Origin of the sequence: Natronorubrum halalkaliphilum, assembly GCF_009834785.1 — an archaeon.
GTDB classification, from domain to species: Archaea; Halobacteriota; Halobacteria; order Halobacteriales; family Natrialbaceae; genus Natronorubrum; species Natronorubrum halalkaliphilum.
In genome coordinates, this window is record NZ_WUYX01000060.1 from 75753 (window position 1) to 100146 (window position 24394).

The following is a 24394-nucleotide window of genomic DNA, read 5'->3' on the forward strand; positions in this document are numbered from 1 at the left end:
CGTCACTCATCGATTATCGACCATCGCTCATCGCTGCAGTTTCGCATCCGTAATCCGTAGTCGACCGCGGGTGCCGTCCCACTCCGTTTCGTACTCGAGGTCGATCCGCTGGTCCATGTGCGGCCCGTCTACCACCAGCGTCTCGAACTCGCCGCCCTCCCCGAGGATGTGGACGCCGTACTCCTCGTGTACGGTCTCGAGTTCCTCGATCGCGTCCCGATCCAGCGTCCGTCCGAGCCACGACTCGTCCAGTCCGGCGGCCGCAACCTGGATGATCGTAATCTCGAACCCGGCCTCGAGCATCGCGTCGGCCAGTTCTCGAGGGTCTTTCTGCCACAGCGGCGCGAACAGCTCACAGCCGAGTCGGTCGCACATCGCCTGAATACGGCTCGTCTGGTACTCGCTTTCGACGGCTCCCGCCGTGACGCCCGCGATTCCGCCCTCGAGTTCCTCGTCGAGGTCGGTTAGGGCCGCCTCGAGCGGCTCGAGTTCGTCGTCGCCTTGCGCGCTCGAGTCGGTCGCCGCGTCGGCCTCGAAATTGCCGGGTTCGACGTCGACCAATGGGATTCCGGTGCTCTCGGCGGCGAGCGCGGCCAGGTCCGTCGCGGGAACGTGATACATGTAGGAGTCGCCGGTCGGATGGACGGTGACGAGTCGAGAGACATCGAGTCCCTCCTCGAGGGCCTGATACAGCGCCCACGAGGAGTCCTTACCGCCCGAGAAGAGACTGATCCACGTGCCGTCTGCGTCGCTCATGCAGGGTGGTTGGCGTAGACGGGTAAATGAATACCGAGTCGGAGTAAGAGGGGCTTATTCGGATCGGGAGTTCGGTTCGGTATCGGCGTCCGCGTCGGTATCAGTGTCGGTGTCGGCGTCGACGTCTGCGTCGGTATTGCTAGCTGAATCCGTATCCGTATCCGAATTCAAATTCGAATTCGAACCGGAATCCTCCCCTGGATCCGAATCGTGGCTCGAGGCGTCGTCGCGAGCAGATTGCGTTTCGGTTTCCGACTCCGCTTCCGTTCCCGCTTCCCGTTCCGACTCCGACTCGAGCGCGGAAGACCGGGCGGAAGAGCCCGTTTCGGGTACCTGGTTCGACTCCGTCATCGGCGTCGGTTTCGATTCCGGACCCGTCGGCGGTCCGCCGTCAGTAATCTCGGACGCACCCGAGCCGCCGTCGGCGAGTTCCGCGTCGTCCCGCGAACCGCTGAAGTACGACGCGACGCGCGCACCGACGAGACTGACGACGATCGCGGTCACGACGAACAGGGCCAGCCGTTGACCGGCCGTCATCTCGAACGCCTCGGTCGACAGCGCACCGAACTCGTAGGCCGGGACCACAACCGAGTCGATAACGCCCTGTTGCTCGAGGAAGTACGCCGAAAACCCGCGGACGACGAGGCCGACGGCGACGACGATAAACGGAAGGTTGAGATAGGAGCTCCGGACCGGCTCGTCGCTAATCGCCTCGTCGAGCAGCCGCCCGGCGCTCGCCGTGAGACCGGCCATCGCGAGCCACGGGACGCTGTCGAAGGCGAACTGCCCCGCCGGAATCACCACCCCGGAGGGGTCGTCCAGACTCGAGACCCCGAGCGCGCCAGCGAAGAGCCCGACGAAGGTCAGGCCGGCGGCGACGGCGTAGGTGACGACCGAAACCTGCCCGGAATACAGCGATTCGCGCACCTGATGGGCGAATCCGGTTACGAGTTCGTCGATGTTGAACCCCTTGTAGAGCAGGAACACCCCGATAACGGTCGTGATCGCAGCGGCACCCTCCGCAGGGCCGACGACGGTTGCGAGTATGGGGAAGACGAGCAGCGTCAATCCGATCGGGACGAGCACGGTCTGTCGCAGCTCTTCGTCGGCGAGGAACTGCTTTAATAGGTAGTACGTGGATTCGATGTCTCGGGCCTGCCGAACGACGACTCGGTCGACCGAATCGACCCGGAGACGGCTCTCGACGATCGGCACCAGTCGTTCGTCCTCCGCGCTGTCGATGACGACGACGGCCGACTCGGGGTTGTAGTCGACCATGAGTTCGTCGAGTTGACTGGCGACTGCGCGGTCCGCCGAGACCATCGACTCCCGGTCCCCCGAAACGACCGCGACGACGACCTCTTCGTTCTCGTCGCGGAGGTTCTGGGCGACGCGCAAGGTCTCGAGCAGGGAGTTGACGCCCGAATCCTCCGGGTCCGCCAGTCCGACATCAGTCACGAGCGCGCGGACTGCCTCCCAGCCGACGACGGGCGACCGAAGACCGGTCTTGCGACCCACGTCGTCGGTCCGGTCGAGACAGACGACCAGCGTTGTCACGGTTTCCGTTCCATTCTGTGTAACGATAAAACCACGTACTCGTGAGCTTTGGTTCGCACTGACTTCATCGGTTGTCGTTCCGGGTTCGAGGTCCCAAAATCGGACCCGTCAGGTCCGCAAGCGGAACTCCCGGTCCCGAGCGAGCCCCGCGATCCCGGCCCCGAAGGCGTACGCCACCTGCTGGGCACCGGTGCCGACGCGAGCCATCAACGGGCGGTCGGGTTCGAACTCCTCGACGGAGATCTCGTCTCGATCTAATCGGTCCTCCAGTTCCGTCTCGAGTTCGCGGCGCGTGCCGAGGTGATCGACCAGTTCCATCTCGTAGGCCTCCTCACCGAGGTAGATCCGGGCTTCGGTGTCCCGGACGAACTCGCTATCGAGGTCGCGACCGTCGCTGACCCGCTCGACGAACGTCTCGTAGTAGTCGTCGATCAGCCCCTGCAGGTACTCGCGTTCGTCCTCCTCGAGTTCCTTCAGTGGAGTTCCAGCGTCCTTGTACTCACCTGCGGCGAAGCGCTCGTAGGAGAGGCCGACCTTCTCGGCGAGGTCGTTGGCGTTCACCCGGGAGCCGATGACGCCGATCGAACCGACGATGGAGCCGTCGCGGGCCCAGAGTTCGTCGCAGCCGCTTGCGATCCAGTAGCCGCCGCTCGCACAGACATCCGTGGTGTAGGCGACCGTAGGGCCGTCGAAGCGCTCGGCCGCGAGTCGGATGTCGTCGCTCGGGACGACCTCGCCGCCCGGCGTATTCAGCTTCAGCAAGAGCGCGTCGACGTTGTCGTCCTCGTCGGCCCGGTCGATCTGCTCGACGATGTCGTCCGCCGGCGTTCCTCGCGGACTCGAGGGGAGTCCGCCGCCTCCGCCGTCGCGCGTGATCGGGCCTTCGACGGCGACTTCGGCGACGTCGTAGCCCGGGAACAGCGAGCCGGCGATGTTGCCGGCGATCCGGATCCCGACGACGATCACTGCGAGCGCGACGAGGACGCCGAGCAGGTCGGCCAGCGACTCCGGATAAACGACGAACAGCGCGACCCCGATCGCGGCGAACACCACGGCACCGAGCGCGACGATCAACAGGCGCGCGATTCCACCACCGCTAGCCATCGGTAGCACCTCCTTTCATGACAGTCACTGTGAGTGCCGTCGAGTTAAGGATACGTGTTCGTGTTCGTTTTCACGTTCACGCGCGCGTTCTTGTTCGCTCGCGTACAGCTCTCGAACGCAGTTCGAGCGCGGATGCATCGCTAGCCGGCGCTCATCGGACATAGATAACCGCAGAAAGACACAGGTGGACGAACCGAGTTAGAGCAGCCCCGTCTTCTGGAGCTTCATCAGGTCCTCGGTATCGAGGGTTTCTCCTTCCTTGAACTTCTGATAGATTTCTTCGGCCTCTTCCTTGGCCTCCTCTTTCTTCTTGTCGCGCTCGGACTTGCGCTCCTCTTCTTCCTGCTTGTCCAGTTCGCGCAGGCGCTTCTGGACGCGGACGAAGTCCTCGTGGTGCTGGTCGGCGGCCTCCTGGGCCTCGACGAAGGACTCGTGCATCTCGTCGGCTTTATCACGGATGTCGTCGGCTTCGCGATAGGCCTCGATCATCTGGTTGTGATGTTCCTGGGCCTTGTCCGCGAGCTCCGTGACCTTCTGGTGGTGCTGGGAGGCTTCCGATCGCACTTCCTCGGCTTCCTCGACGAGCTCCTCGAGATCCTCGTTCTGCTCGAGCTTCCCCTTGCGCTCCTCGTACTCCTCGCGCTTGGACTCGATCTTCTCGATGAGCTCCTTTTCTTCCTCGCTCGAGAGGACTTCGGTCTGCTGTTTAAACTCGAGTTGCTCGATTTCCTCTTCGAGCTCCTCGAGGTCTTTCCCCTCGTCGAGCTCCATGTCCGATTTGAGCTTCTCGACCTTGTCGAACAGTTCGTTTGCCTCGGCGTTGAGCTCGTTGCGGCTGTCCTTGTGTTCCTGGACCTGCTCGTTGAGCTCGTCGCGCTGTTCGCGGTGCTCCTGGGCTTCGTCCACCTTCTCTCGCGTCTTGGCGTTCAGGTCGTCGCGCTTGGAAGCCCGCTCGGAGGCCATCTGGTTCAGCTCGTTTCGCCGGTCTCGGAGCTGGCCGGCCATCTTGATGAGCTGTCCTTTCGATTTGTTTTCTAGGTCGTCTTCTGTCAGTTCGATGTTTTTCGATTCGTCTACCATGTGTTAGTCAAACCTCTGTGCCATACCCGCACCGGAGCAACGGCCCGCCGCCCCAACCGCGAACGCTACCCGTCGGTCGGGAGCGTTTTTTCGTGAGAGGCGGGCGGCCGTATAGAGCGACCGCTTACGATCTGCGAAACCTCGGTGAATAAGATTTCCTGTCATCGATCGTCGAGCGATACGCGCCCCGGTGGCGTTCTGGTAGCCGTACCTACTGGCCCTTTCAATTTAAATGTACCGGTAATGGAACCCCTGAAAACCGTTAGCAGGGCCCGCTACGGACTGTGTTGGGCTCTGCCATGGGTTCGGCGAGCAGTTATAAACGATACCGGTTCGTGATCGTTCGCTCACCGACGCGAACCGCCAGTTCGATTCGCGACGCCGTCTCGGGAATGTTCGCCGTTCCAGCGTCGGTCGTCTCGAGCGGTTCGACGCTGACGGTCATCTCGCCGTCGGCATCGCCGGCCCGCCAGGCGACGGTCGCCTCGTGGGCCTCGCGCGTGTCGTTACATAGGGTGACGCCGACGGGTCCGGTCGCGGGCGGGCCGTCGAGGACGACCTGAATCGGTTCGAACGAGTCCGCGAGCGCTGCGTAGGCCGGTTTTGCCTCGCCGTCGTGGGCCAGGACGCCCGTTCCGCCGCCGGCCGTCGCATCGCGGAGCCTCGTCGCCGCGAGGACGCCGCAGCCGTGGCGCCGAAGCGCCTCTGCGACTGTCTTTACCGTTTGCGCCTGGTGGGCCTGCGACGCCTCGGCGTCGCCACTTTCGCCGAGCCAGCGCTCGAGCATCGCCGGGTCGAAGCCGAGATCGTCGGCACGGGCGGCGGTGTCGCCGTCCTCGGTCAGCGACCCGGCTCCGAAGCTCCCGACGATCGACCCCAGGTCGGGGTCGGTCTCGAGTAGCCACTCGATCGCGTCGGCCTCGAGGTATCGCCAGCCGGGAAAGAGCAACGCGGCGTCGGCGTCCGTTCCGGGCGGTCCAACGCTCGAGATAACGGGGCGGGCCTCGGAAATCGCTTCGGCGGTTCCGGCCGTCGACGCCTCGTCGGCGGTCGTTTTCCACAGCCGATACCGGAATCGAAGCCGCGTCAGGAGTCCGCCGCCGAAGAGCCCGTCGACGGGAGCCGACGGCTCGCCGGGTCGGCCGTAGAATCCGAGACTCGGATGGTGGCCGAACGTTTCCTCGAGTGCGGCCGCGAGGTCGCGACTGCGTTCGACCGACGGAAACGAATCCGCGTTGGCTCCGCTCGCGTGGAGATCCTGCCAGACGAGCACGCCGGCGTCGTCACAGGCTTCGTAGAAGTCGTCCGTCGGCACGTGATCGCGAGCCCGAACGAGGTTCGCGTTCGCGGCGACAGCTCGTTCGACGTCGGCGACCGGGTCTCCGCCGGCCGTTCGCGTGAATCCGCGGAGGCGGACCCGCTGCCCGTTGACGACCATTCCCGCACCGTCGCGTTCGACGTCTCGGAAGGCGACCGTCCGTGCGACGGCGTCGTCGCCGAGTTTCGCGCGGACCGTGTACCGGTGCTGGGGTCCGTACCCTCGCGGCCACCACAGCGACGGCTCCCGGACCTCGAGCGAGTCCGTAATCGTCACCCGCTCGCCCGCGCCCGCCCGCACCGAACACCGTTTCATGGCCCCGCCGCCGTGGGAGCCGTCGGGACGCAACGAGAGCGTGATCGTCTCGTCGATCGGCTCGCCCGCGTCGACGTCGATTTCGACGTCGATGACGCCACCGTCTTCGGTGCGTCGCGGCCGGGCCTCGAGCGTCCGGAGAAACGTCTGCGGTCGCGACTCGAGACGAAGGTCCCACGCTCGTTCCGGCGACGGCGTTGTGCGCTCGGGCGGCGTGTCGTCCGTTTCGATCGGTTCGCTTCCGGTTCCTTTCGCTTCCGTCTCCGTCCCCCTCGGTCCCTCGAGCGAATCGTCCCCCTCACAGACCACCACCAGTTCGTTCTCCGGCGCCGGATCGAACGCGGTCCGAAGCGGAACGAAATGCGGGTCGGTTCGCCCGACTCGTTCGCCGTTCAGCCAGAGTTCGACTCGAGTCTCTGCGCCGCGGAACTCCAGCCACCCTCGCTCGGTTCCGTCGTCGCGCGGATCGTCGAACGTCGTTCGGTAGGCGATCGACCCGTCCGCGTCGACCGTCGACCCGTACCGTTCGGGGACCGAAATCGGTTGCCAGACCGCCGCCGCCGGTGGATCGTCGCCGCCTCGCTGATCGACGATGCCACCAGTCCACTTGTCACCCATTGGCACCGTCACGGAACCCGAGGCAAAAAGCTGTTCCGACGTTTCGGCGAGTTAGAAGAGGTTCTCGAGTCGGTCGTCGGCGAACTGTTCTGCGGGATCCGTCCGCTCTTCGTCCGCGTCCTGGGCCTGCTTCGCTTCGCGTGCGCGGTCCATAAACTCCTGAATTCGCTCGGACCGTTCCGCGCCGCCGAGGAGGACCAGCGCACCGAGTCGATCGCTGTCGAGCGGGAAGTCGCCGCCGCGGACCTGCATGCTACCGGTCTCGTCCTCGAGCCAGCGCCGCGCGCGTTCGACACCCTTGCGGGGGATCCGGTCGGGTTCGCCGGCGATGACCAGCAGCGCCGCTTCGGCCGCCGTCGCGTCCGGCAGGCTCGTTCCCGTCAGCAGGGCCTGTCGGGAGACGCTCATGGCGGTGTTGATGTTCTCGCCGCTGTCCTCGCTCGCGACTTCGGTGGCGTAGCCGAGGACCGACACGCCGCCCGCTCGGAGGGTGTTGATGACCTCGCTCGAGTCGACGACGCTCTCGCCGACGCCTTCGACGGCCTCGCCGGAGGCGAAGAGGAGACCGACCCGCTGGGCGATCTTGCCGTTGATCGTCTCGAAGGCCCCTTCCATGCTCTCGCCCTGTTCGTGCCAGGAGTCGTTGTCGATGAGCAGCGTCGAATCGGCCTCGCGGATGAGCGTCTTCAGGGATCGACCGGCGTTGGCCTGATAGAGCGCCCCTTCGTTGCGCCCGGGCAACACGCCGAGCGCGTAGACGGGCACGTCGTAGACTTGCTTCAGGTGGTGGACGAGGACGGGCGATCCGCCGCTTCCCGTTCCGCCGCCGAGGCCGGCGACGACGAAGATCGCTTCGGCGCTCGAGGTGATGCGGCCGTCGAGCGAGCCGAGGACCTGCTGGATATCCGACTGCATGATTTCGGTGCCGAGTTCGTTGTCGGCCCCGACGCCGTGGCCATTGACGCGGTCCGCGCCGATCAGTTGAGTGTCGACGACGTCGAGCGATTGGAGGTCTGCTTCCGCGGAGTTGACGGCCAGCGCGCCTTGAACGGCTCCGAATCCCATGTCCGCGTCGAACCGGGCGAGCCGTTCAGTGACGTTTCCGCCGGCCTGACCAACACCGATCAGGGCAACTTTCATATCACTCTCATGTAATGGGAGCCAATTGAACGTTCCGGTGAGCAGGGACAGTGTTTATACCAGTGAACTCTTCGGTCGAACTACTCCTGTTCGCTTCCCTCCGCCGCTCTCTCCTGTGACACGGATCGACAATCGTCCGACAATGGTCGGCGTTTGCCGTACGTTCGTGCGGCCGCGATTCCGGGCGGGAACGGCCCTCGACAGCAATACCTTTCAGCGCACTGCCCGTTTTGTCTCCCATGTTCTACGAACAACGGATGTCAGTGCCCGACTCGCCCGCCGATCTCCGCGCCGAGTACGAAGCGGACCTCCGGGCCGTCGTCGACCAGCGCGGTGCCGACGAGGTCGCTGCGGCGACGGACGTCGACAGCGAGACCGCCACCGAACTCCTCGACGGCGGCTCGCCCGACCTCACGCTCGCGCAAGCGGCTCAAATTCAGTCCCTCGAGGACGGCGAGCCTGAGCCGGACGAGATGGTGACGATCGCTTGCGAACACCTGCTGTTGGGCATGTCGACGGCCGTCCTCGACGTCGACGCCGTCGAAAGCGAGATGGCGTCCGATATGGACGCAAAAGAGATCCAGCAGAAGATCGAACGGCGCGCGCCGATGTCGCTCGAGGAGTTCGTCCAGATCCAGTACGTGATCGCCGACGGCGCTCCCTGATCCCGCGCTCAGTTTCGCTCCGAACGCCGAAATTATATCCGGCCGCCCACGAGTTAACGTATGAACGTCGCAATTCTGGGCTGTGGCCACGTTGGACTGGAACTGGGTCGACAGCTCGCCGACCGCGGCCACGACGCGATCGGCGTCCGCCGATCCGACGACGGCATCGCGCGGATCGAAGACGCGGGCTTCGAGGCCGTACAGGCGGATATTACGGATCCCGAGTCGCTCGAGGCGGTACCCGACGTCGACGCTATCGTCTTCGCCGCCAGCAGCGGCGGCCGCGGCGCTGAGGCTGCCCGCGAGGTGTACGTCGAGGGCCTTCGGACGGCCATCGAAGCGTTCGGCGAGCGGCAGAATTCGCCCGAGCGACTGGTCTACACGTCCTCGACGGGCGTCCACGGCGACCACGACGGCGCCTGGGTCGACGAGGAGACGCCGCTCGAGCCGACGACGGCGAAAACCGAGGTGCTCGCGGAAGCCGAACGAATCGCCCTCGAGTTACCCCCCGAGTACGGCTACGAGGGAACCGTCGCGCGCTACGCCGGGCTCTACGGGCCCGGCCGGTACCGCCTCGAGCGCTATCTCGAGGGACCGGTCACCGAGGGGTACCTGAACATGGTCCACCGCGACGACGCGGCGGGGACCGTGCGATACCTGCTCGAGGAGGACCTCGCCCGCGGCGAGACCGTCCAGGTCGTCGACGACGAACCCGCCCACAAGTGGGAGTTCGCCGACTGGCTGGCCGACGAGTGTGGCGTGGCGCACCCCCCGAAGCAGACGAAAGCCGAACGGCTCGAGGACGGCGACGTTTCGGCCGCGGGGAAACGACGGATTCTGACGAGCAAGCGGTGTTCGAACGAGACGTTGCGGGAGCTGGGCTACGAGTTCGTGTATCCGACCTACCGGGAGGGGTATCGCGACGCGATCGAGACGTATCGCGCCGAAGTGGGCCCGATCGAGTGAAATCGGTCGTCCGAGACGGACTGCTGTCCGTCGTTTCCGGCGGATCCGCGACCCTGCCCTGCGGGCACACCGGTACATCGGGTCAGCAGACCGTCTGAGGCGGTAATTTCTTGAGGGTTCGATTTGATGGTGGGGTATGAGCGTCACGGACACCTCGACCAGCAGTGCGTTTGTCGAGGTGAACGTGCTGGCAATCGAGACTCTCACCGACGGGCTACAGTCGCTCGAACCGCTCGTGTTGTCGCTGCTCGTCCTGGCGAGCGTCGCGGTTATCCTCGGTAGCTGGTGGGTCGTCCGCTGGTTTCGCCGCCCGCCGGGCGTTCGGCTGCAGCGGCTGTTGAGCAACTACGACGAAGTGGCGGTGTTAATGCATCCCAATCCGGATCCGGACGCCATGTCCTGTGCGATGGGCGTCGCCCGGATCGCAGACTCCGTTGGAACCGAGACCGTATTGCAGTACGCCGGCGAAATTCGTCATCAGGAAAATCGTGCGTTTCGGACCGTTCTCGATCTGGATCTCGACACTATCGAATCGAGTTCACAGCTCGCGGCCGACGCGGTGGTTCTCGTCGATCACAACACGCCGCGCGGTTTTACCGGCTCCCAAACCGTCGAACCGGTCGCGGTCGTCGATCACCACCCCGGCAACGGTGCGGGCACCGAGTTCACCGACGTTCGAACCGACTACGGGGCGGCCTCGACGATCATCGTCGAATATCTGGACGAACTCGGCGCGGCGATGGGGTCCGCGGACGGCTCCGGGTTCGAGGTCTCCGAAGCGCTCGCGACCGGTCTGCTCTACGGCATCCAGTCGGACACGAACCAGTTAACCAACGGCTGTTCGCGGGCGGAGTTCGACGCCTGCGCCGCGCTGTTTTCCGGAATCGACGAGGACCTGTTGGATCGAATCGCGAACCCGCAGGTCAGCGACGACGTGTTACAGATCAAGGCGACGGCGATCACCGAAAAGCGGGTCGAGGGACCGTTCGCCGTCTGCGACGTCGGCACCGTCTCGAACACCGACGCGATTCCGCAAGCCGCGGACGAACTCATGCATCTCGAGGGCGTCACGGCGGTCGTCGTTTACGGGCAAAACGACGGGACCCTCCATCTCTCGGGCCGGTCACGGGACGACCGCGTGCACATGGGGGAAACCCTTCGGCACGCCGTCAGTGACATTCCGATGGCCAGCGCGGGCGGCCACGCGCGAATGGGCGGCGGGCAGCTCTCCGTCGAGCACATGGCGGGGATCGGCCCCTCCGACGGGACGAGCAAGACCGAGTTCGAAGAGCGGCTCTTCGCTGCGATGGCGGGCGAACGATAGGGCCAAAGCGGTCCACGAACGGCCGACGAGGCGCGCTACTCGACCGCGCCGAGTTGCCTCGCTGCGTCGGCGACGAGGTCCCGGGTCTCATCGAACAGCGCGTCTGCTCGCTCCGGATCGCGCGCTTCGGCCGTGATCCGAACGACGGGTTCGGTCCCGCTCGGACGAACGAGCGTCCACCCGCCCTCGTGTTCGATTCGGATCCCGTCGAGCGCGTCGAACGCCGCGCCGCGGTCCCGGACGGCCGCTTCGACGCGCTCCATGACGGCCGCCTTGTCCTCGACTTCGATCGACGTCCGCCGGATCGGGTACGTCTCGAGCGAGTCGACCGCCTCCCCGAGCGGGCCGTCCCGACCGACCATCGCGGCGAGTTTACACGCCGCCAGCGGCCCGTCGGGGCAGAGCGATTCGTCGGGCCAGATCCACGCGCCGCTGGGTTCGCCACCGAAAACGACCCCGTCCTCGGTCGCCCGCTCCGCGACGTACACGTCGCCGACGGCGGTCCTCGTGACGGACGCACCGACGGTCTCGAGCGCGTCGTCTACGGCGAGACTCGTGTTCAACGGCGCGGCGACCCGCTCTCCGTCGCCGGCCGCCTCCCGGGCGAACAGCGCGAGCAAGAGGTCCTTCGGGACGAATTCGCCGCGTTCGTCGACCGCCACCATCCGATCGCCGTCCCCGTCGTGGGCGATGCCCAGATCCGCGTCCGTCGCGCCGACGAGCCGCTGGAGGTCCGTCAGCGTTTCCGCGTTGGGTTCGCTCGGCCGCCCCGGGAATCGACCGTCCTGCTGGGCGTTGAGCGTCCGGACGTCACAGCCCAGTTCCACCAGCGCGTCCGCCGTCACGCTGCCGGCCCCGTTGCCGACGTCGACGACGACCTGGAGGCCGTCGAGGTCGGCGACGGTCTCCTGAATCCGCTCGCTGTGTCGCTCGAGCAGTCCCTCGTGGCGCGTCCGGTCGCCGAGGCCGGTCCAGGGCTCGAGATCGTAGCGTTCGTTATCGACGCGGTCCGTGATCGCGGCGCGGCGATCGGTGTCAAACGCCTGCCCGCCGGGGGCCCAGAGCTTGATCCCGTTGTCCTTGGCCGGGTTGTGCGAGGCGGTGACGACGACTCCCGCGTCGGCCTCGAGCCAGTCGACCCCGCGCGCGATGGTCGGCGTCGGCGCGATGCCGACCTCGAGGACGTCCCCGCCACACTCCCGGATCCCCGCCGTGAGCGCGTCGACCAGTACCGTGCCGCTCTCGCGGACGTCGCGGCCGACGACGACGCGTTCGTACCCCTCCGAAGCGAGCGCCCGGCCGACGGACAGCGCCAGTTCGGCCGTTACCTCGTCGCCGACCTCGCCGCGAATGCCGCTCGTTCCAAACATGCTCGGGTGGTAAGACAGGAGGCCTTATAGAAACTCGAGTTCGAGTTCAGGAAATGGAAGCCGATTGTCCGAAGTATTCCAGTGCCGACGACGGGACAAGAGCTAATTATAGACGCTAACAGATCGCGTTGTCAGTTGAATTTCTACGTTCGGACGATGGTTCGACAGACTAGTCCAATGAAAAGCGTTCCGAGGAGAAGGAACTGAACGCCCAGTACGGGAACAGAGTCGGCATCCGATTCGTCGTCTTCATCGTCATCTGTGTTGGGTTGGACGACGTTGTCGTCAGTGTCGTCCGACTGTTCGGACTGATTCGTCTCGTTCTGGGTGTCATCGGTTTCATTCTCCTCCTCATCAGTGCCATCGTAGTCACTTCCCTCGCTGTCGGTTTCTCCTTCATCGGTCTCATCCTCTTCGGAATCACCATTGTCGTCTGTTTTATCATCGTCGTCCTCGTCACTGTCATCACTATCCGTGACAGTAAGGGTACTTCCATAGCTGACCCCGAGAGCTTCTGGTTCACCTTCAACTTCGTCTGTCCCCTGTGCAATCGCGTAGACGTTATACGATTCACCTTCTTCGAGTTGCGATCCGGAAATCGTCAGTTGATACGAGTCGTCACCAGTTGCTGTCGCTTCGTTACGAATAACCGTATCATCGTTCCAGACTGCAACTTCGACCCCCGAGAGAGTCTCTGCGGAACTGATTTCGCTTACAGTAGTGTCGATAGTCACCTCCCCGTCTGAATTAACCTCTGTTGGATGAGAAGTGGTGACATCATGGCTAGCGATCACCACCGGAAAGATATCAACGTGGTTTCCGTCGATATACAGCGCAAGCATATAGGAACCGGGATCAACGTCGTCTGTATCGAACGTCACCCGTTCAGTTCCCGAACCGCTCTCGAAGGTTTCGACGTGTGAATCGGAATTATACAGATCCACGTCAAAATCGGTCCCCTCGGGTGCTGTAACGTCAACGGCTAATGAATCTCCGTAATCAACGGTTGCGAGAGCGGAAACTTCGTGTGTTGAGTCGCCGACCGAAACTGTCTGTGGTGGAGTGTCCGTTGCACCTGGCACAGACAGATCGTAATCGTCGGAATCAGCAACGACGAGGGCCGGCCCCGCAGCAACGGACCCCGTAATCGTCATGAGTGCAATACTAACGAAAAGCAGCAATCGATATGGTCGGGCTAAATTCATGGATGAGCGTTCACTCGGTTGGCCGAAGTGAGTTATTCGTGTTTTCCACCATGAGGTTACGGTTATGTGAACGTACCGGTTCAAATGGATCGAATATAACACCCTACTACAAACGGATGTATCAATGAAAAACATAATTTATCACTATTTTAGGTTAAATGTGCAAGAGGGAACCAGGGTTTGATCGGACGAATTACTACTGAGTGACTGATATACAGCGACAGTGTATAACCATATCCTTGTCATAAATAGAAAGAGATAACTAACATGATGACAGTCATTGGACCATGTCTAAGACAGCTGTCACTGTCGGGATGGTGCTCATCTTGATAGCGGCACCGCTGGTTGGTGTAGTGGGAGCTACGTCGACTCCAGCGGCAACGGACGACACTCAGGAAACTGAGATCGGTATAGAATCGAACGAATACGAAACGGGTATCGATGATATTTCGGTCTGGGAACGGTCAGTGCTTCCCTTCCGTGCTGATCTGGACGGCGCTGCGACAGTCGTCGAGAACCAGCAGACATATATCAGTGATACTAACGAGCAAGTGAAAGCAAACCGTGATAAGATCGGCGTGTTTGATCCCGGGACCGTAACACTCGACTTTGAGGGTGCTTCCGGTGCAATGACTAGCGACTATGAGGACGAAGAAGTCAGAGTCATCGTCGGTAAGGTCGCACCGGGTGCCACTGTTGACGATCTTGAAATGATCGCGTCGATCAACGACGGCGATCTTCAGGATCTGAACGACAATATCGCCTTCGAAAAGGTGACAACCGAGAATCTAGACGATAACGGGGAGCTTGCTGGTATTGAGTACGATGATGCAGACGCTGGACAGTATGTCGCACTAATGGCGACGACTGAAGACGGGGATGGCTTGACCGTCGACGACGAAAACCTGAATCCAGAGGGTCCAGCCACTATCATCGGTGTCGAGGGCTTCCTCGTTCATCAGAACACATCTGAGGTCACTGAGCCATCGTCAGTCGATCAAGGTGAAAACGCCACTTTCACCGTCGATGAGACCGGACTTTCCGGTGACGACGTCGGTCACATGATCGCGCTCTATGATGGCGAGACGTTCGCTGACTCTCGACTAGACGTGACCGTCGAGGAAGAGTTCGGCGAGGACTTCTCGAAAGATGATGTCCAAATCGAGTCCGATATCGGTGGCGTAGAGGGTGTTGTTTCGGTCGATGACGGTGTCGATTCGGACCGATTCAGCGGGATGCTGGACTTCGATACCATCATCCAACACGCTACAAACGAGACTCCGTTCAGTGACGAGCAGTTCGAGGCAGGAGATACCATTCTGAACGCATCCGCAACAGCAGTCGTGGCTGGCAGCGATGATGTCTCGATCGATGTCGGGACCCACGAAAACTGGACCGACGGAGACTACCAGTGGGTTCACGTTGCGACAACTGGCGAAGCAGATGAATACGTGACCTCCGAAGGAACGCTTACCATTGGAGAAGATGACACGGGTGTCCCAGGTATCCCAGGCCCCGGTCCGGATCCAGACCCCAAAGACCCACCTGAGTTCAGCGTCTCCAACGCCGAACTGAGTGACACCAAGATCACGACCGGCGACTCCGTCGACGTGACCGCGACGGTCACCGAGACCGCCGACAAGAGCGGCACCTTCACCGCCGAACTGATCATCGACGGCGACGTCGTCGACGAGCAAGACGTCGTGTTGACGCCGGGCGGTGAAGAGACGGTTAGCTTCACCCACACCTTCGACAGCGAAGGTGACTACGAGGTCGCGGTCAACGATGCGACCGCCGGAACGGTCTCCGTCTACGACTCGCTCGAGCCGAAGTTCGACGTGACCTCCGCCTCGCTGAGCGAGGACGAGATCGAAGTCGGTGACGACGTCGACGTCACGGCAACCGTCGAGAACAGCGGCGGCGACTCCGGCACGTTCACCGCCGAGCTGACCGTCGACGGCGACGTTGTCGCCGAAGAAGACGTCACTGTCGACAGTGGCGATTCGGAAACGGTCACGTTCACCGAATCCTTCGAGGAAACCGGTGAGTTCGAGATCGCAGTCAGCGGAACCAGCGCCGGTACGCTGACCGTCGACGATGACAGTGGCCTGCTCCCGGTCCCCGGCTTCGGACCGGCAGTTGCAGTTCTGGCACTGCTCTCGGTTGCACTGCTCATCGCGCGCCGACAGCCGAACTAACGACGGGTCGCGGCTGACGGTTTGCGGGTGATACCCGTCGACCGCGGATCCGAAATCGCGGATCGTAAATCGCAAACTGCGAATCGATTTTTATTTTTGCGCGTTTCCCCTCGAGCGACCGCATATGATGTTTCTCGAGGCGAACCGGAACCGAGCCCGGTTCCGATACGGAAACCGTCATCGACGCCGGAACCCGTTCCGATGCTGAGGCGTGGCCAAGGCCGAAACCGAGGCTAAACGGGTCGCTTAAGTCACTCGACCCACGTAGCCCGGACAACGATGGAATTTTGTGACGACTGCGGTTCGATGATGAAAGCCGACGACGGCATCTGGGAGTGTGGCAGCTGTGGCTACACGAAACCGAAAGGCGACGCGGACGACTACGTCGTCACGGACGATCAGGAGGCCAGCGAGATTATCGAGTCCTCCGGAGAGACGTCGCTCCCGGAGACGGACGCCCGGTGTCCCGAGTGTGGTCACGACCGTGCCTACTGGTATATGCAACAGATTCGGGCGGCCGACGAGTCCGAAACGCGGTTTTTCATCTGTTCGGAGTGCGAGCACAAGTGGCGCGAAGACGACAACTGACCGCCCCGGAACGCCGTCTCCCTCGCGAAACGAGACACGACGACGCCCGCTGGCGCGCTCGGCGCCAAACTGGAGGCACGCTGCCCCGACCGCACACACGCATCAACTGCGAAGAATGTGCCAGAACAATTAGTTTTGTCTGACGTACGTTTATGTGTCCTGACGGACCGCTAGATGATATGTCGAAAAACCGTGTCGATGAACTCGAATCGATGGTTGCGGAACTCGAGTCGACGGTCGACGGGCTGACGGACGAACTCATCGAAGCGAAAGAGCGCATTCGCGTTCTCGAGGCCGAACTGGATGCCGACACGCCGACTCGGGTTCCGGACCGACGGAGCAGTGGGTCCGAATCGGAGTCGGAGCCAGATTCGGAATCGGACGCCGAAGTCGAGACCCGGGAAGCGGCACCCGACGAGGTCGCCGAAGCGACGGCCGACGCCGATAGCGAGGACGCGTCGGCTCAGGACGAAGCGGAAGACTCAGGTAGCGACGACATTATTGTCGCATAACTACGTGGCACCGCCGCGGCCCCGATCGACCGCGCGGGTTAGCTACCTTCCCTGACGGGACGGAGGACTCGCTAAGAGAATGTATATCAAGGCACTCGTTCTGGACAATTTCAAGAGCTTCGGCCGCAAGACGAAGATTCCGTTTTACGAGGACTTTACGGTCATCACCGGACCGAACGGCTCCGGGAAGTCGAACATCATCGACGCCGTCCTCTTCGCGCTCGGACTGGCCCGCACTCGCGGGATCCGCGCCGAGAAACTGACCGATCTGATCTACAACCCCGGTCACGAGGACGGCAACAGCTCCGCCGGTCCTCGCGAGGCGACCGTCGAAGTGATCCTCGACAACTCCGACGGGACGCTGACGCGCTCGCAGGTCGTCAACGCGGCCGGCAGCGAGGACGTCGGCGACGTCGACGAGATACGCATTCGTCGCCGGGTCAAGGAGACCGAGGACAACTACTACTCCTACTACTACCTGAACGATCGGTCGGTCAACCTCTCGGACATTCAGGACCTGCTCGCACAGGCCGGCGTCACGCCGGAGGGGTACAACGTCGTCATGCAGGGCGACGTCACCGAGATCATCAATATGACGCCCCACGCGCGCCGGGAGATCATCGACGAAATCGCCGGCGTCGCGGAGTTCGACGCGAAGAAAGAAGACGCCTTCGAGGAACTCGAGGTCGTCGAGGAGCGGATCGACGAGGCCGAACTCCGCATCGAGGAGAAACGCGACCGCCTCGACCAGCTCGCGGACGAACGACGAACGGCCATGCGCTACCGTCGGCTCCGCCGCGAGAAGGAGGAGTACGAGGGGTACAAGAAGGCCAGCGAACTCGAGGAGAAACGCGAGGAACTGGCGACCGCCGAGGGTCGCGTCGAGGACCTCGAGGACGAACTCGAGGGCCTCCAGCGCGAACTCGACGAGCGCCAGGGCGCGGTCGTTCGGCTGCAGGAGGATCTCGAGGATCTCAACGCCGAGATCGAACGAAAAGGCGAGGACGAACAGCTCCGAATCAAAAGCGAGATCGAGGAGATCAAAGGCGACATCTCGCGGCTCGAGGACAAGATCGAGGCCAGCGAGGAGCAGATCGAGGAGGCCGAATCCAACCGCCGCGAGGCGTTCGTCCAGATCGATCGCAAGCAAGAGCAGATCGACGATCTCGACGACGAGATGCGCGAGCACAAACTCGAGAAGGCCTCGATTAAGAGCGAGATTCAGGAACGCGAGGCCGAGCGCGAGCAACTCGAGGCCGAGATCGACGCCGTCGACACCGAGTTCGACGAACTGAAAGCCGACCTCGCCGAGCGGAAAGACGACCTCGAGGAGGCCAAGACCGAAAAGAACGACCTCCAGCGCGAGCAGGACCGGCTCTTGGACGAGGCTCGCCGACGGTCGAACGCGATCAGCGAGAAAGAGGCGACGATCGAGCGGCGCCGCGAGGAGATCCCCGAAATCGAGAGCAAGCGGACCGACCTCGAACGGGAACTCGAGAAGGCGGAGAAAAACCGCGAGAACATCGCGGGCGTCGTCGACGACCTCAGAGACGAGAAGCGACGCCTCCAGTCGGACGTCGACGAACTGGACGATGAGATCCAGGCGAAACAACAGGAGTACGCCGAACTTGAGGCCAACGCGGGCGAGAGCGGCGACTCCTCCTTTGGCCGCGCGGTGACGACGATCCTCAACGCGGGGATCAACGGCGTCCACGGCGCGGTCGCCCAGTTAGGGAACGTCCCGGGCGAGTACGCCGTCGCCTGCGAGACCGCGGCGGGCGGCCGACTGGCGAACGTCGTCGTCGACGACGACGTCATCGGCCAGCAGTGTATCGACCACCTCAAGTCCCGCAACGCGGGTCGGGCGACCTTCCTCCCGCTGACGGACATGAGCCAGCGCCGGCTGCCCAACGCGCCCAGCGATCCGGGGATTGTCGACTTCGCGTACAACCTCGTCGACTTCGACGAGCAGTTCGCGGGCGTCTTCTCCTACGTCCTCGGCGACACGCTGGTCGTCGAGGACTTAGAGACCGCTCGCTCGTACATGGGCGACTATCGGATGGTCACCCTAGACGGCGACCTGGTCGAGAAAAGCGGCGCGATGACCGGCGGCTCCGGGGGCGGCTCGCGCTACTCCTTTACCGGCGGTGGCGAGGGACAACTCGAGCGCGTCGCGAAACAGATCACCGAACTGCAGGACGAACGGGAGTCCCTGCGCGAGGACCTGCGCGGCGTCGAGGAGCGACTCGACGACGCCCGCGACCGCAAGACCGACGCGGCCGACGAGGTGCGATCGATCGAAAACGAGATCGAGAAGCTCGAGGACAGCCGCGAGTCCATCGAAGACGAGATCGAGACGCTCGAGAACGACCTCGAAGAACTCGAGGACGAACGGGAGTCCGTCGACGAGCGGATGACCGAAATCTCCGGCGAGATAGAGGAGAAAACCGCCGCGGTCGAGGAGATCGAGGCCGATATCGCGGAACTCGAGTCCGAACTCGCGGACTCGAAGATCCCCGAACTCACCGCCGAGATCGAGGAACTCGAGGCCGAGATCGACGAGCGCGAGGATCGGATCGACGAGATCGACAGTAAACTCAACGAGTTGAGTCTGGAGAAGGAGTACGCCGAAGACGCCATCGAGGACCTCCACGACGACATCGAAACGGCCCAGAATCGAACCGCGGAACACGAAGACCGGATCGAGGAGTGCAAGGAGACGATCGAGGAGAAACGCGACGAACTCGAGGAAAAACGCGAGGCCGTCGCGGACCTAGAAGAGGAGCTTACCGAGCTCAAAGCCGAGCGCAGCGACCTCAAAGAAGCGTTGTCGGACGCGCGGACGAAACGCGACCAGCAACAGGATCGGGTCAACGCGGTCGAGAGCAAACTCGAGGACAACCGCAACCGCGTCGGCGACCTCGAGTGGGAGATCGAGAGTCTCGAGTCCGAGGTCGGCGACTACGACCCCGAGGACGTCCCCGACCACGAGACGGTCCTCGAGATGATCGACTTCCTGCAGGCCGACATGGAGGCGATGGAGCCGGTAAACATGCTCGCGATCGACGAGTACGACGAGGTTCGGGCCGATCTCGAGGGACTCGAGGACGCGAAGGCGACGCTGGTCGAGGAGGCCGAGGGGATTCGCGATCGGATCGAGCAGTACGAGACCCAGAAGAAACGCACGTTCATGGACTCCTACGACGAGATCGCCGCCCAGTTCACCGAAATCTTCGAGAAGCTCTCGGAGGGGACCGGAACACTCCACCTCGAGAACGAGGCCGATCCGTTCGACGGCGGACTGACGATGAAGGCCCAGCCCGGGGACAAGCCGATTCAGCGACTGGACGCCATGTCCGGCGGAGAGAAGTCCCTGACCGCGCTCGCGTTTATTTTCGCCATCCAGCGGCACAACCCGGCTCCCTTCTACGCGCTGGACGAGGTCGACGCCTTCCTCGACGCCGTCAACGCCGAGCGGATCGGCGAGATGGTCGACGAACTCGCCGACGAGGCCCAGTTCGTCGTCGTCTCCCACCGTTCGGCCATGCTCGACCGCTCCGAGCGAGCGATCGGGGTGACGATGCAACAGAACAACGTCAGCGCGGTGACGGGGATCGACCTGAGCGACGACGGCGGCGACGGAACGAGTGAGGAGGTGCCCGTGAGTGACTGACGACGATGACGACGAGTTCTATACCGACGGCGGAGACGATATCCCGCTGAATATCGCCGGTCACGAGGATCGCGAACGGCCGGGGGCGTCGGGTTCGGGTTCGAACGCGAGCGACGGCCACCGCGAACCCGGTCCCGACGAGTCGGTACTCGAATTCTCCGAAGACGACGAACTCGAGGCCGAAAGCGACGTCGAGGGTGGGGACGACGAAGACGAGGCCGAGGAGGTCGAACCCGTCGAGTTGCTGGTACAACTCGCCAAAGACGGCGAGATCGATCCCTGGGACATCGACATCGTCGCGGTGACCGACAAGTTCCTCGACGCCCTCGACGAGGCCGACCTGCGGACGTCCGGGCGGGCGCTGTTCTACGCGAGCGTCCTCCTGCGGATGAAAAGCGACGAACTGTTCGCGCCGGACGAACCCGAAGAGGAGGAGCTTCCACCGTGGGAAGCCCCCTTCGCCGACGAGGGGCCGATGGACGGCGGCGAGGACGGCGGTCCGGCACCCGGCTTCGACCCCGTCGAGAGCCTCGAGAACGAGATGGAGCGCCGTCTCGAGCGCAAACACGCCCGCGGGAAGCCGGAAACGCTCGACGAACTGGTTCGGGAGCTTCGAAGCGCCGAACGCGACACGCGCTGGAAGGAGTCCCGAAGTTACGACACGACCGACTCGCCGCGCGGGTACGATCGCGGCGTCCAGGAACTGAACTACCACGCGGACGACGGGCTCCGGGTCGACGACGAACCGACGAGCGACGACGTCACCCACACGACCCACGAGGAAGACATCGAGAGCGTCATCGACGACGTCGAAGCCGAACTCGAGGGCCAGTACGAACAGGGCCGCGAGGAGGTGCTGTACGCGGAAATCGAGACCGTCGGCGGGACGCGCGTAATGACGTATCTCGCATTGCTCTTTCTCGCCCATCGGGGCCGGGTCCGCCTCGAGCAGGACGAACTGTTCGGCGATCTCTGGGTGCAGGATGCGACGGTCGAGACGGAAGCGACCGAAGCGGTCGCGGACTGAACGGACGCTGTTCGATGTGTGGCCCAGTGGAAGTAGGGGTTGTCTCGTTCTCATACTGCCGGACAGAACGATTCGAAGATCGGTCGCGCTACTGCGGCCGTCGTCCCCGAGGACGGCCGCGAATTCGCGGCCGACTTCTCAGTGACTGCTGTCCGACAGTATCACTGCAGCAGGTGGCCGTCACGGTTTGTGCCGAACAACGGTTTCGCCGCCGTGATTGCGGTGACGACCGTTAGGTCGCCGTCGGAATAGCACAAAACGGGCACCCACGAGGTGGTTCCGTCTCCGACCGGACGCACGTATTTTCGGGGCAGTGCTGGGACGGTGGTAATGAGTATCGATACCATGACTCACGAGCCATCAAGTATCTCAGGTTACACTCTTCCTGTATGTCCTCCGGCGAGCAGCCGGACGAGGGATCCCTTACGGAGGGCGCACTCGTCGGGCCGATGTTCAAGCTGGCGTGGCCGCTCGTTGTCATCCAGCTGTTGCAGGTCGCCTACAACGTTGGCGACACCTTCTGGCTGGGCGCGCTCTCGCCCGACGCCGTCGGCGCGGTGAGTCTGGCGTTTCCGCTGCTTTTTCTCGTGATCGCGGTCGGGGCCGGCTTCACCACGGCGGGCGCAATCCTGATCGCCCAGCATACGGGTGCCGAAAGCGGAAAAGGCGGGTTGATTGCCGGCCAAACGATATCGTTCATTTCGATCGTCGCGGTCGCTCTCGGGATTATCGGCTATTTCGCGACGGAACCCATGCTCGATATCCTCCCCGCCGACAGCGACACGGAGGCGGCGATCCTCCCGCTGGCCGCCGACTACCTCCAGATCTTCTTCCTCGGCGTTCCCTTCGTGTTCGGCTTCTTCGTCTTCGCCGCGCTCATGCGGGGCTACGGCAACACCCGCGCGCCGATGCGGGTGATGGCTATCAGCGTCGTCATCAACCTCGTGATCGACCCGCTGCTCATCTTCGGGGTCGGGCCGCTTCCTCGCCTCGAGATCGCGGGCGCTGCCGTCGCGACCGTTCTCTCGCGGGGGATCGCCACGGTGATCGGCTTCTACCTGCTGTACTACACGAACGTCGGTCCCAACATCGAGTTCGGACACCTCCGTCCGCGCCTCGAGTACGTCACCGAAATCACGCGGCTCGGGGTGCCGACGGCGATCGAGCAGTCGATGACCGCGCTCGCGCTGGTCGCGATGACGGCGATGGTCGTCACCTTTCCGCCGGCGGTCGTGGCGGCCTACGGGCTGGGCAACCGGCTGATTTCGCTGGCGTTCCTGCCGGCGATGGGGATGGGACAGGCGACGGACTCGATCGTCGGCCAGAACCTCGGCGCCGGGCGAGCGGATCGGGCGGCGAAAGCGACGTGGATCGGTGCGGGAGTGATCGGCGGAATCATGTTCGTCGCCGGCGCGCTCGCGTTCCTCTTTCCTGAGCCGTTCGTTTCGGTGTTCGTCACGGCCGAAGCGGAGGGGAGAGCCGAGACGATCGACTACGGCGTTACGTATCTCCAGTTCGCGGCGTTCGCGTTCGTCTTCATGGGCGTCATGCAGGTGATACAGGGAGCGTTCCGCGGGGCCGGAAACACGAAAACGGCGCTGGCCTTCGCCGTCCTGGGGCTGTGGATCGTTCGCGTTCCCGTCACCTACTATCTGATCTTCGTCGCGGGCTGGGGAACCACGGGTATCTGGACCGGCGTCGTCGTCGGCGACGTCGTCGGCGCACTCACTGCCGTCGCGTGGTTCACCCGCGGAACGTGGAAGGAATCGCTGGTCGACGACGGCGAGAAGGGGGACTCGGAATCGAAGACGGAGGCGACCGACTCGAGCGAGACGGAATCGGTCGCGGAGTGAACGCGTCCGATTCGGTACCTGTCCGCAGTCTGTGGTTTCGAAATCGTCCGACGGAGTCCAGTTCCCGTTCTGATCGGCCACTCTCAGGGACTTACAGCTTTTGCTTCACTCCAAACCCTTTTGGAAAATGGCTCAAGCGAGTCCGTGTCGAACGGGATGGTATGCTCGCGAACAGGAAGCCAACCGATCAGGACGACGGGACGAAACGATATCTGGTGAAGTGCGAGGGCTGTGCGTTCGAAGACACGGCCGACGGGCGCGATACCGCGACGACAATCGGTACCGACCACCAGCGAGAGACCCAACACGAAGTCGTCGCCGTCGAGGTGCCGCCGGCGCTGGACACCTCGTAACGTCGATTCGTACTCGAGGGACTCGACTCACCCGCACACCCACCCACTCAGTCTACGCTCACTCGGCGGCGAGCGTCCACTCGCCCGGCCCGGCCGACTCGAGTACCTCACGCCGTTCCATCTCGCTGAGTACTTCGGGAATCCGATTCGGTTGCGCGATCTCCATCTCGATGCGCTCGATGCCGTGGAAGTCGGCGAGATAGTGACGAATCTCCTCCTGGGTAAACGACTCCTGATCGGCCCGTTCCATCACGCTCGAGATGAGATCGACCATATCCTCGATGAAGTTCCACGGGTAGACGATCCAGGTCCACTCCTCGAGGTGCTCGCCGACGTAGTCGGGTTCGTACTCGCTGGTGCCGAGCAACTGGAGCGTCGCGGTGCGAACCTCTCCGGCGTTGCGGTCAGTAACGTACTCGTGGGCGCGCTCGATCGAGCCGCCGGTATCGGCGATATCATCGATGATGAGGACGTCCTTGCCCTCGACGCTGCCTTCGGGCATGGGGTAACGGACGGTGGGTTCGCCACTCTTCTGGGCGGTACCGACGTAGTGTTCCATTTTCAGGCTCGTCAGGTCGTCCAACCCGAGGAAGTCACAGAGACACCGGCCGGCGAACCAGCCGCCGCGAGCGAGCGCGACGACGACGTCGGGTTCGAACGCGTCGTCGCGAACCTCGTCGCGGACGTCGCGACAGAGGCTGTAAATGTACTCCCACGTCGTGATCGTACAGTCGAAATCGTCCGGTAGGTCGGACATGGTGGTGCGTACTCG

General features: G+C 63.2%; 19 protein-coding genes. 10 read left to right on the plus strand and 9 right to left on the minus strand.

Annotated features, from left to right (window positions below; translation table 11 throughout):
- Nucleotides 1-27: 27 nt before the first annotated feature.
- The 6 genes from GS429_RS17245 to GS429_RS17270 form a co-directional block, all read right to left on the minus strand.
- Nucleotides 28-756 carry a diphthine--ammonia ligase gene (locus GS429_RS17245; protein ID WP_160066585.1) on the minus strand — a complete coding sequence of 243 codons (729 nt, stop codon included), beginning with the start codon at nt 754-756 and terminating at the stop codon, nt 28-30.
- Nucleotides 757-810: 54 nt separating this feature from the next.
- Nucleotides 811-2313 carry a DUF373 family protein gene (locus GS429_RS17250; RefSeq protein WP_328821454.1) on the minus strand — a complete coding sequence of 501 codons (1503 nt, stop codon included), beginning with the start codon at nt 2311-2313 and terminating at the stop codon, nt 811-813.
- Nucleotides 2314-2421: 108 nt separating this feature from the next.
- Nucleotides 2422-3417, minus strand: a complete 996-nt coding sequence (sppA, locus tag GS429_RS17255; RefSeq protein ID WP_160066586.1) for a signal peptide peptidase SppA — start codon at nt 3415-3417, stop codon at nt 2422-2424.
- A gap of 198 nt (nt 3418-3615) precedes the next feature.
- The gene (locus GS429_RS17260) at nt 3616-4497 is read right to left on the minus strand and encodes a coiled-coil protein (protein ID WP_160066587.1); all 882 of its coding nucleotides are present in this window, start codon (nt 4495-4497) and stop codon (nt 3616-3618) included.
- A 316-nt stretch (nt 4498-4813) separates the two neighbouring features.
- Nucleotides 4814-6748, minus strand: a complete 1935-nt coding sequence (locus GS429_RS17265) for a glycoside hydrolase family 2 protein (protein WP_160066588.1) — start codon at nt 6746-6748, stop codon at nt 4814-4816.
- 51 nt (nt 6749-6799) lie between these two features.
- Nucleotides 6800-7888, minus strand: a complete 1089-nt coding sequence (locus tag GS429_RS17270) for a tubulin/FtsZ family protein (RefSeq protein WP_160066589.1) — start codon at nt 7886-7888, stop codon at nt 6800-6802.
- Between the two features lie 239 nt (nt 7889-8127).
- Here GS429_RS17270 and GS429_RS17275 point away from each other — a divergent pair, with 239 nt between their 5' ends.
- The 3 genes from GS429_RS17275 to GS429_RS17285 all read left to right on the plus strand — a co-directional run bounded on the left by GS429_RS17275 (nt 8128) and on the right by GS429_RS17285 (nt 10843).
- Nucleotides 8128-8553 (plus strand): DUF5791 family protein, encoded by a 426-nt coding sequence (locus GS429_RS17275; RefSeq protein ID WP_160066590.1) that lies wholly within the window; start codon nt 8128-8130, stop codon nt 8551-8553.
- A 60-nt stretch (nt 8554-8613) separates the two neighbouring features.
- Nucleotides 8614-9519, plus strand: coding sequence for an SDR family oxidoreductase (locus GS429_RS17280; protein ID WP_160066591.1), 906 nt, complete (start codon nt 8614-8616; stop codon nt 9517-9519).
- A 136-nt stretch (nt 9520-9655) separates the two neighbouring features.
- On the plus strand, nt 9656-10843 hold the full coding sequence (locus GS429_RS17285; RefSeq protein ID WP_160066592.1) for a DHH family phosphoesterase: 1188 nt from the start codon (nt 9656-9658) through the stop codon (nt 10841-10843).
- A 35-nt stretch (nt 10844-10878) separates the two neighbouring features.
- On the opposite strand, the gene glmM is transcribed toward GS429_RS17285, so the two are convergent.
- Both glmM and GS429_RS17295 read right to left on the minus strand, forming a co-directional pair.
- Nucleotides 10879-12213, minus strand: coding sequence for a phosphoglucosamine mutase (glmM, locus tag GS429_RS17290; RefSeq protein WP_160066593.1), 1335 nt, complete (start codon nt 12211-12213; stop codon nt 10879-10881).
- A 143-nt stretch (nt 12214-12356) separates the two neighbouring features.
- Nucleotides 12357-13367 carry a cell surface glycoprotein gene (locus GS429_RS17295; protein ID WP_160066594.1) on the minus strand — a complete coding sequence of 337 codons (1011 nt, stop codon included), beginning with the start codon at nt 13365-13367 and terminating at the stop codon, nt 12357-12359.
- Nucleotides 13368-14047: 680 nt separating this feature from the next.
- On the opposite strand from GS429_RS17295, the gene GS429_RS17300 reads away from it, so the two are divergent.
- The 7 genes from GS429_RS17300 (at nt 14048) to GS429_RS17330 (ending at nt 23622) form a co-directional block, all read left to right on the plus strand.
- Nucleotides 14048-15616, plus strand: a complete 1569-nt coding sequence (locus tag GS429_RS17300) for a CARDB domain-containing protein (RefSeq protein ID WP_160066595.1) — start codon at nt 14048-14050, stop codon at nt 15614-15616.
- A 279-nt stretch (nt 15617-15895) separates the two neighbouring features.
- A complete protein-coding gene (locus GS429_RS17305; protein ID WP_160066596.1) occupies nt 15896-16204 on the plus strand; it encodes a transcription factor S in 309 nt (102 codons plus the stop codon).
- A gap of 179 nt (nt 16205-16383) precedes the next feature.
- The gene (locus GS429_RS17310) at nt 16384-16716 is read left to right on the plus strand and encodes a DUF7518 family protein (protein WP_160066597.1); all 333 of its coding nucleotides are present in this window, start codon (nt 16384-16386) and stop codon (nt 16714-16716) included.
- A gap of 79 nt (nt 16717-16795) precedes the next feature.
- Nucleotides 16796-20389 carry a chromosome segregation protein SMC gene (gene smc / locus GS429_RS17315; protein ID WP_160066598.1) on the plus strand — a complete coding sequence of 1198 codons (3594 nt, stop codon included), beginning with the start codon at nt 16796-16798 and terminating at the stop codon, nt 20387-20389.
- Nucleotides 20382-21416 carry a ScpA family protein gene (locus tag GS429_RS17320; protein ID WP_328821455.1) on the plus strand — a complete coding sequence of 345 codons (1035 nt, stop codon included), beginning with the start codon at nt 20382-20384 and terminating at the stop codon, nt 21414-21416. Before smc ends, GS429_RS17320 begins: the two co-directional genes overlap by 8 nt.
- Before the next feature lie 389 nt (nt 21417-21805).
- Complete coding sequence (locus GS429_RS17325; RefSeq protein WP_160066599.1) at nt 21806-23269, plus strand: MATE family efflux transporter; 1464 nt, start codon at nt 21806-21808, stop codon at nt 23267-23269.
- Nucleotides 23270-23430: 161 nt separating this feature from the next.
- Nucleotides 23431-23622, plus strand: a complete 192-nt coding sequence (locus tag GS429_RS17330; protein WP_160066600.1) for a hypothetical protein — start codon at nt 23431-23433, stop codon at nt 23620-23622.
- A 58-nt stretch (nt 23623-23680) separates the two neighbouring features.
- Here the strand turns inward: GS429_RS17330 and GS429_RS17335 are convergent, their stop codons facing one another.
- Nucleotides 23681-24379: a phosphoribosyltransferase gene (locus GS429_RS17335; RefSeq protein ID WP_160066601.1), complete on the minus strand. Its 699-nt coding sequence runs from the start codon at nt 24377-24379 to the stop codon at nt 23681-23683.
- Nucleotides 24380-24394: the final 15 nt, after the last annotated feature.

Bases quoted from the DNA above. Each gene is read 5' to 3' on its own strand.
- GS429_RS17245 (WP_160066585.1), bottom strand. From the start codon at position 756: ATGAGCGACGCAGACGGCACGTGGATCAGTCTCTTCTCGGGCGGTAAG.
- sppA (WP_160066586.1), bottom strand. From the start codon at position 3,417: ATGGCTAGCGGTGGTGGAATCGCGCGCCTGTTGATCGTCGCGCTCGGT.
- GS429_RS17260 (WP_160066587.1), bottom strand. From the start codon at position 4,497: ATGGTAGACGAATCGAAAAACATCGAACTGACAGAAGACGACCTAGAA.
- GS429_RS17265 (WP_160066588.1), bottom strand. From the start codon at position 6,748: ATGGGTGACAAGTGGACTGGTGGCATCGTCGATCAGCGAGGCGGCGAC.
- GS429_RS17270 (WP_160066589.1), bottom strand. From the start codon at position 7,888: ATGAAAGTTGCCCTGATCGGTGTTGGTCAGGCCGGCGGAAACGTCACT.
- GS429_RS17275 (WP_160066590.1), top strand. From the start codon at position 8,128: ATGTTCTACGAACAACGGATGTCAGTGCCCGACTCGCCCGCCGATCTC.
- GS429_RS17280 (WP_160066591.1), top strand. From the start codon at position 8,614: ATGAACGTCGCAATTCTGGGCTGTGGCCACGTTGGACTGGAACTGGGT.
- GS429_RS17285 (WP_160066592.1), top strand. From the start codon at position 9,656: ATGAGCGTCACGGACACCTCGACCAGCAGTGCGTTTGTCGAGGTGAAC.
- glmM (WP_160066593.1), bottom strand. From the start codon at position 12,213: ATGTTTGGAACGAGCGGCATTCGCGGCGAGGTCGGCGACGAGGTAACG.
- GS429_RS17295 (WP_160066594.1), bottom strand. From the start codon at position 13,367: ATGACGATTACGGGGTCCGTTGCTGCGGGGCCGGCCCTCGTCGTTGCT.
- GS429_RS17300 (WP_160066595.1), top strand. From the start codon at position 14,048: ATGACTAGCGACTATGAGGACGAAGAAGTCAGAGTCATCGTCGGTAAG.
- GS429_RS17305 (WP_160066596.1), top strand. From the start codon at position 15,896: ATGGAATTTTGTGACGACTGCGGTTCGATGATGAAAGCCGACGACGGC.
- GS429_RS17310 (WP_160066597.1), top strand. From the start codon at position 16,384: ATGTCGAAAAACCGTGTCGATGAACTCGAATCGATGGTTGCGGAACTC.
- smc (WP_160066598.1), top strand. From the start codon at position 16,796: ATGTATATCAAGGCACTCGTTCTGGACAATTTCAAGAGCTTCGGCCGC.
- GS429_RS17325 (WP_160066599.1), top strand. From the start codon at position 21,806: ATGTCCTCCGGCGAGCAGCCGGACGAGGGATCCCTTACGGAGGGCGCA.
- GS429_RS17330 (WP_160066600.1), top strand. From the start codon at position 23,431: ATGCTCGCGAACAGGAAGCCAACCGATCAGGACGACGGGACGAAACGA.
- GS429_RS17335 (WP_160066601.1), bottom strand. From the start codon at position 24,379: ATGTCCGACCTACCGGACGATTTCGACTGTACGATCACGACGTGGGAG.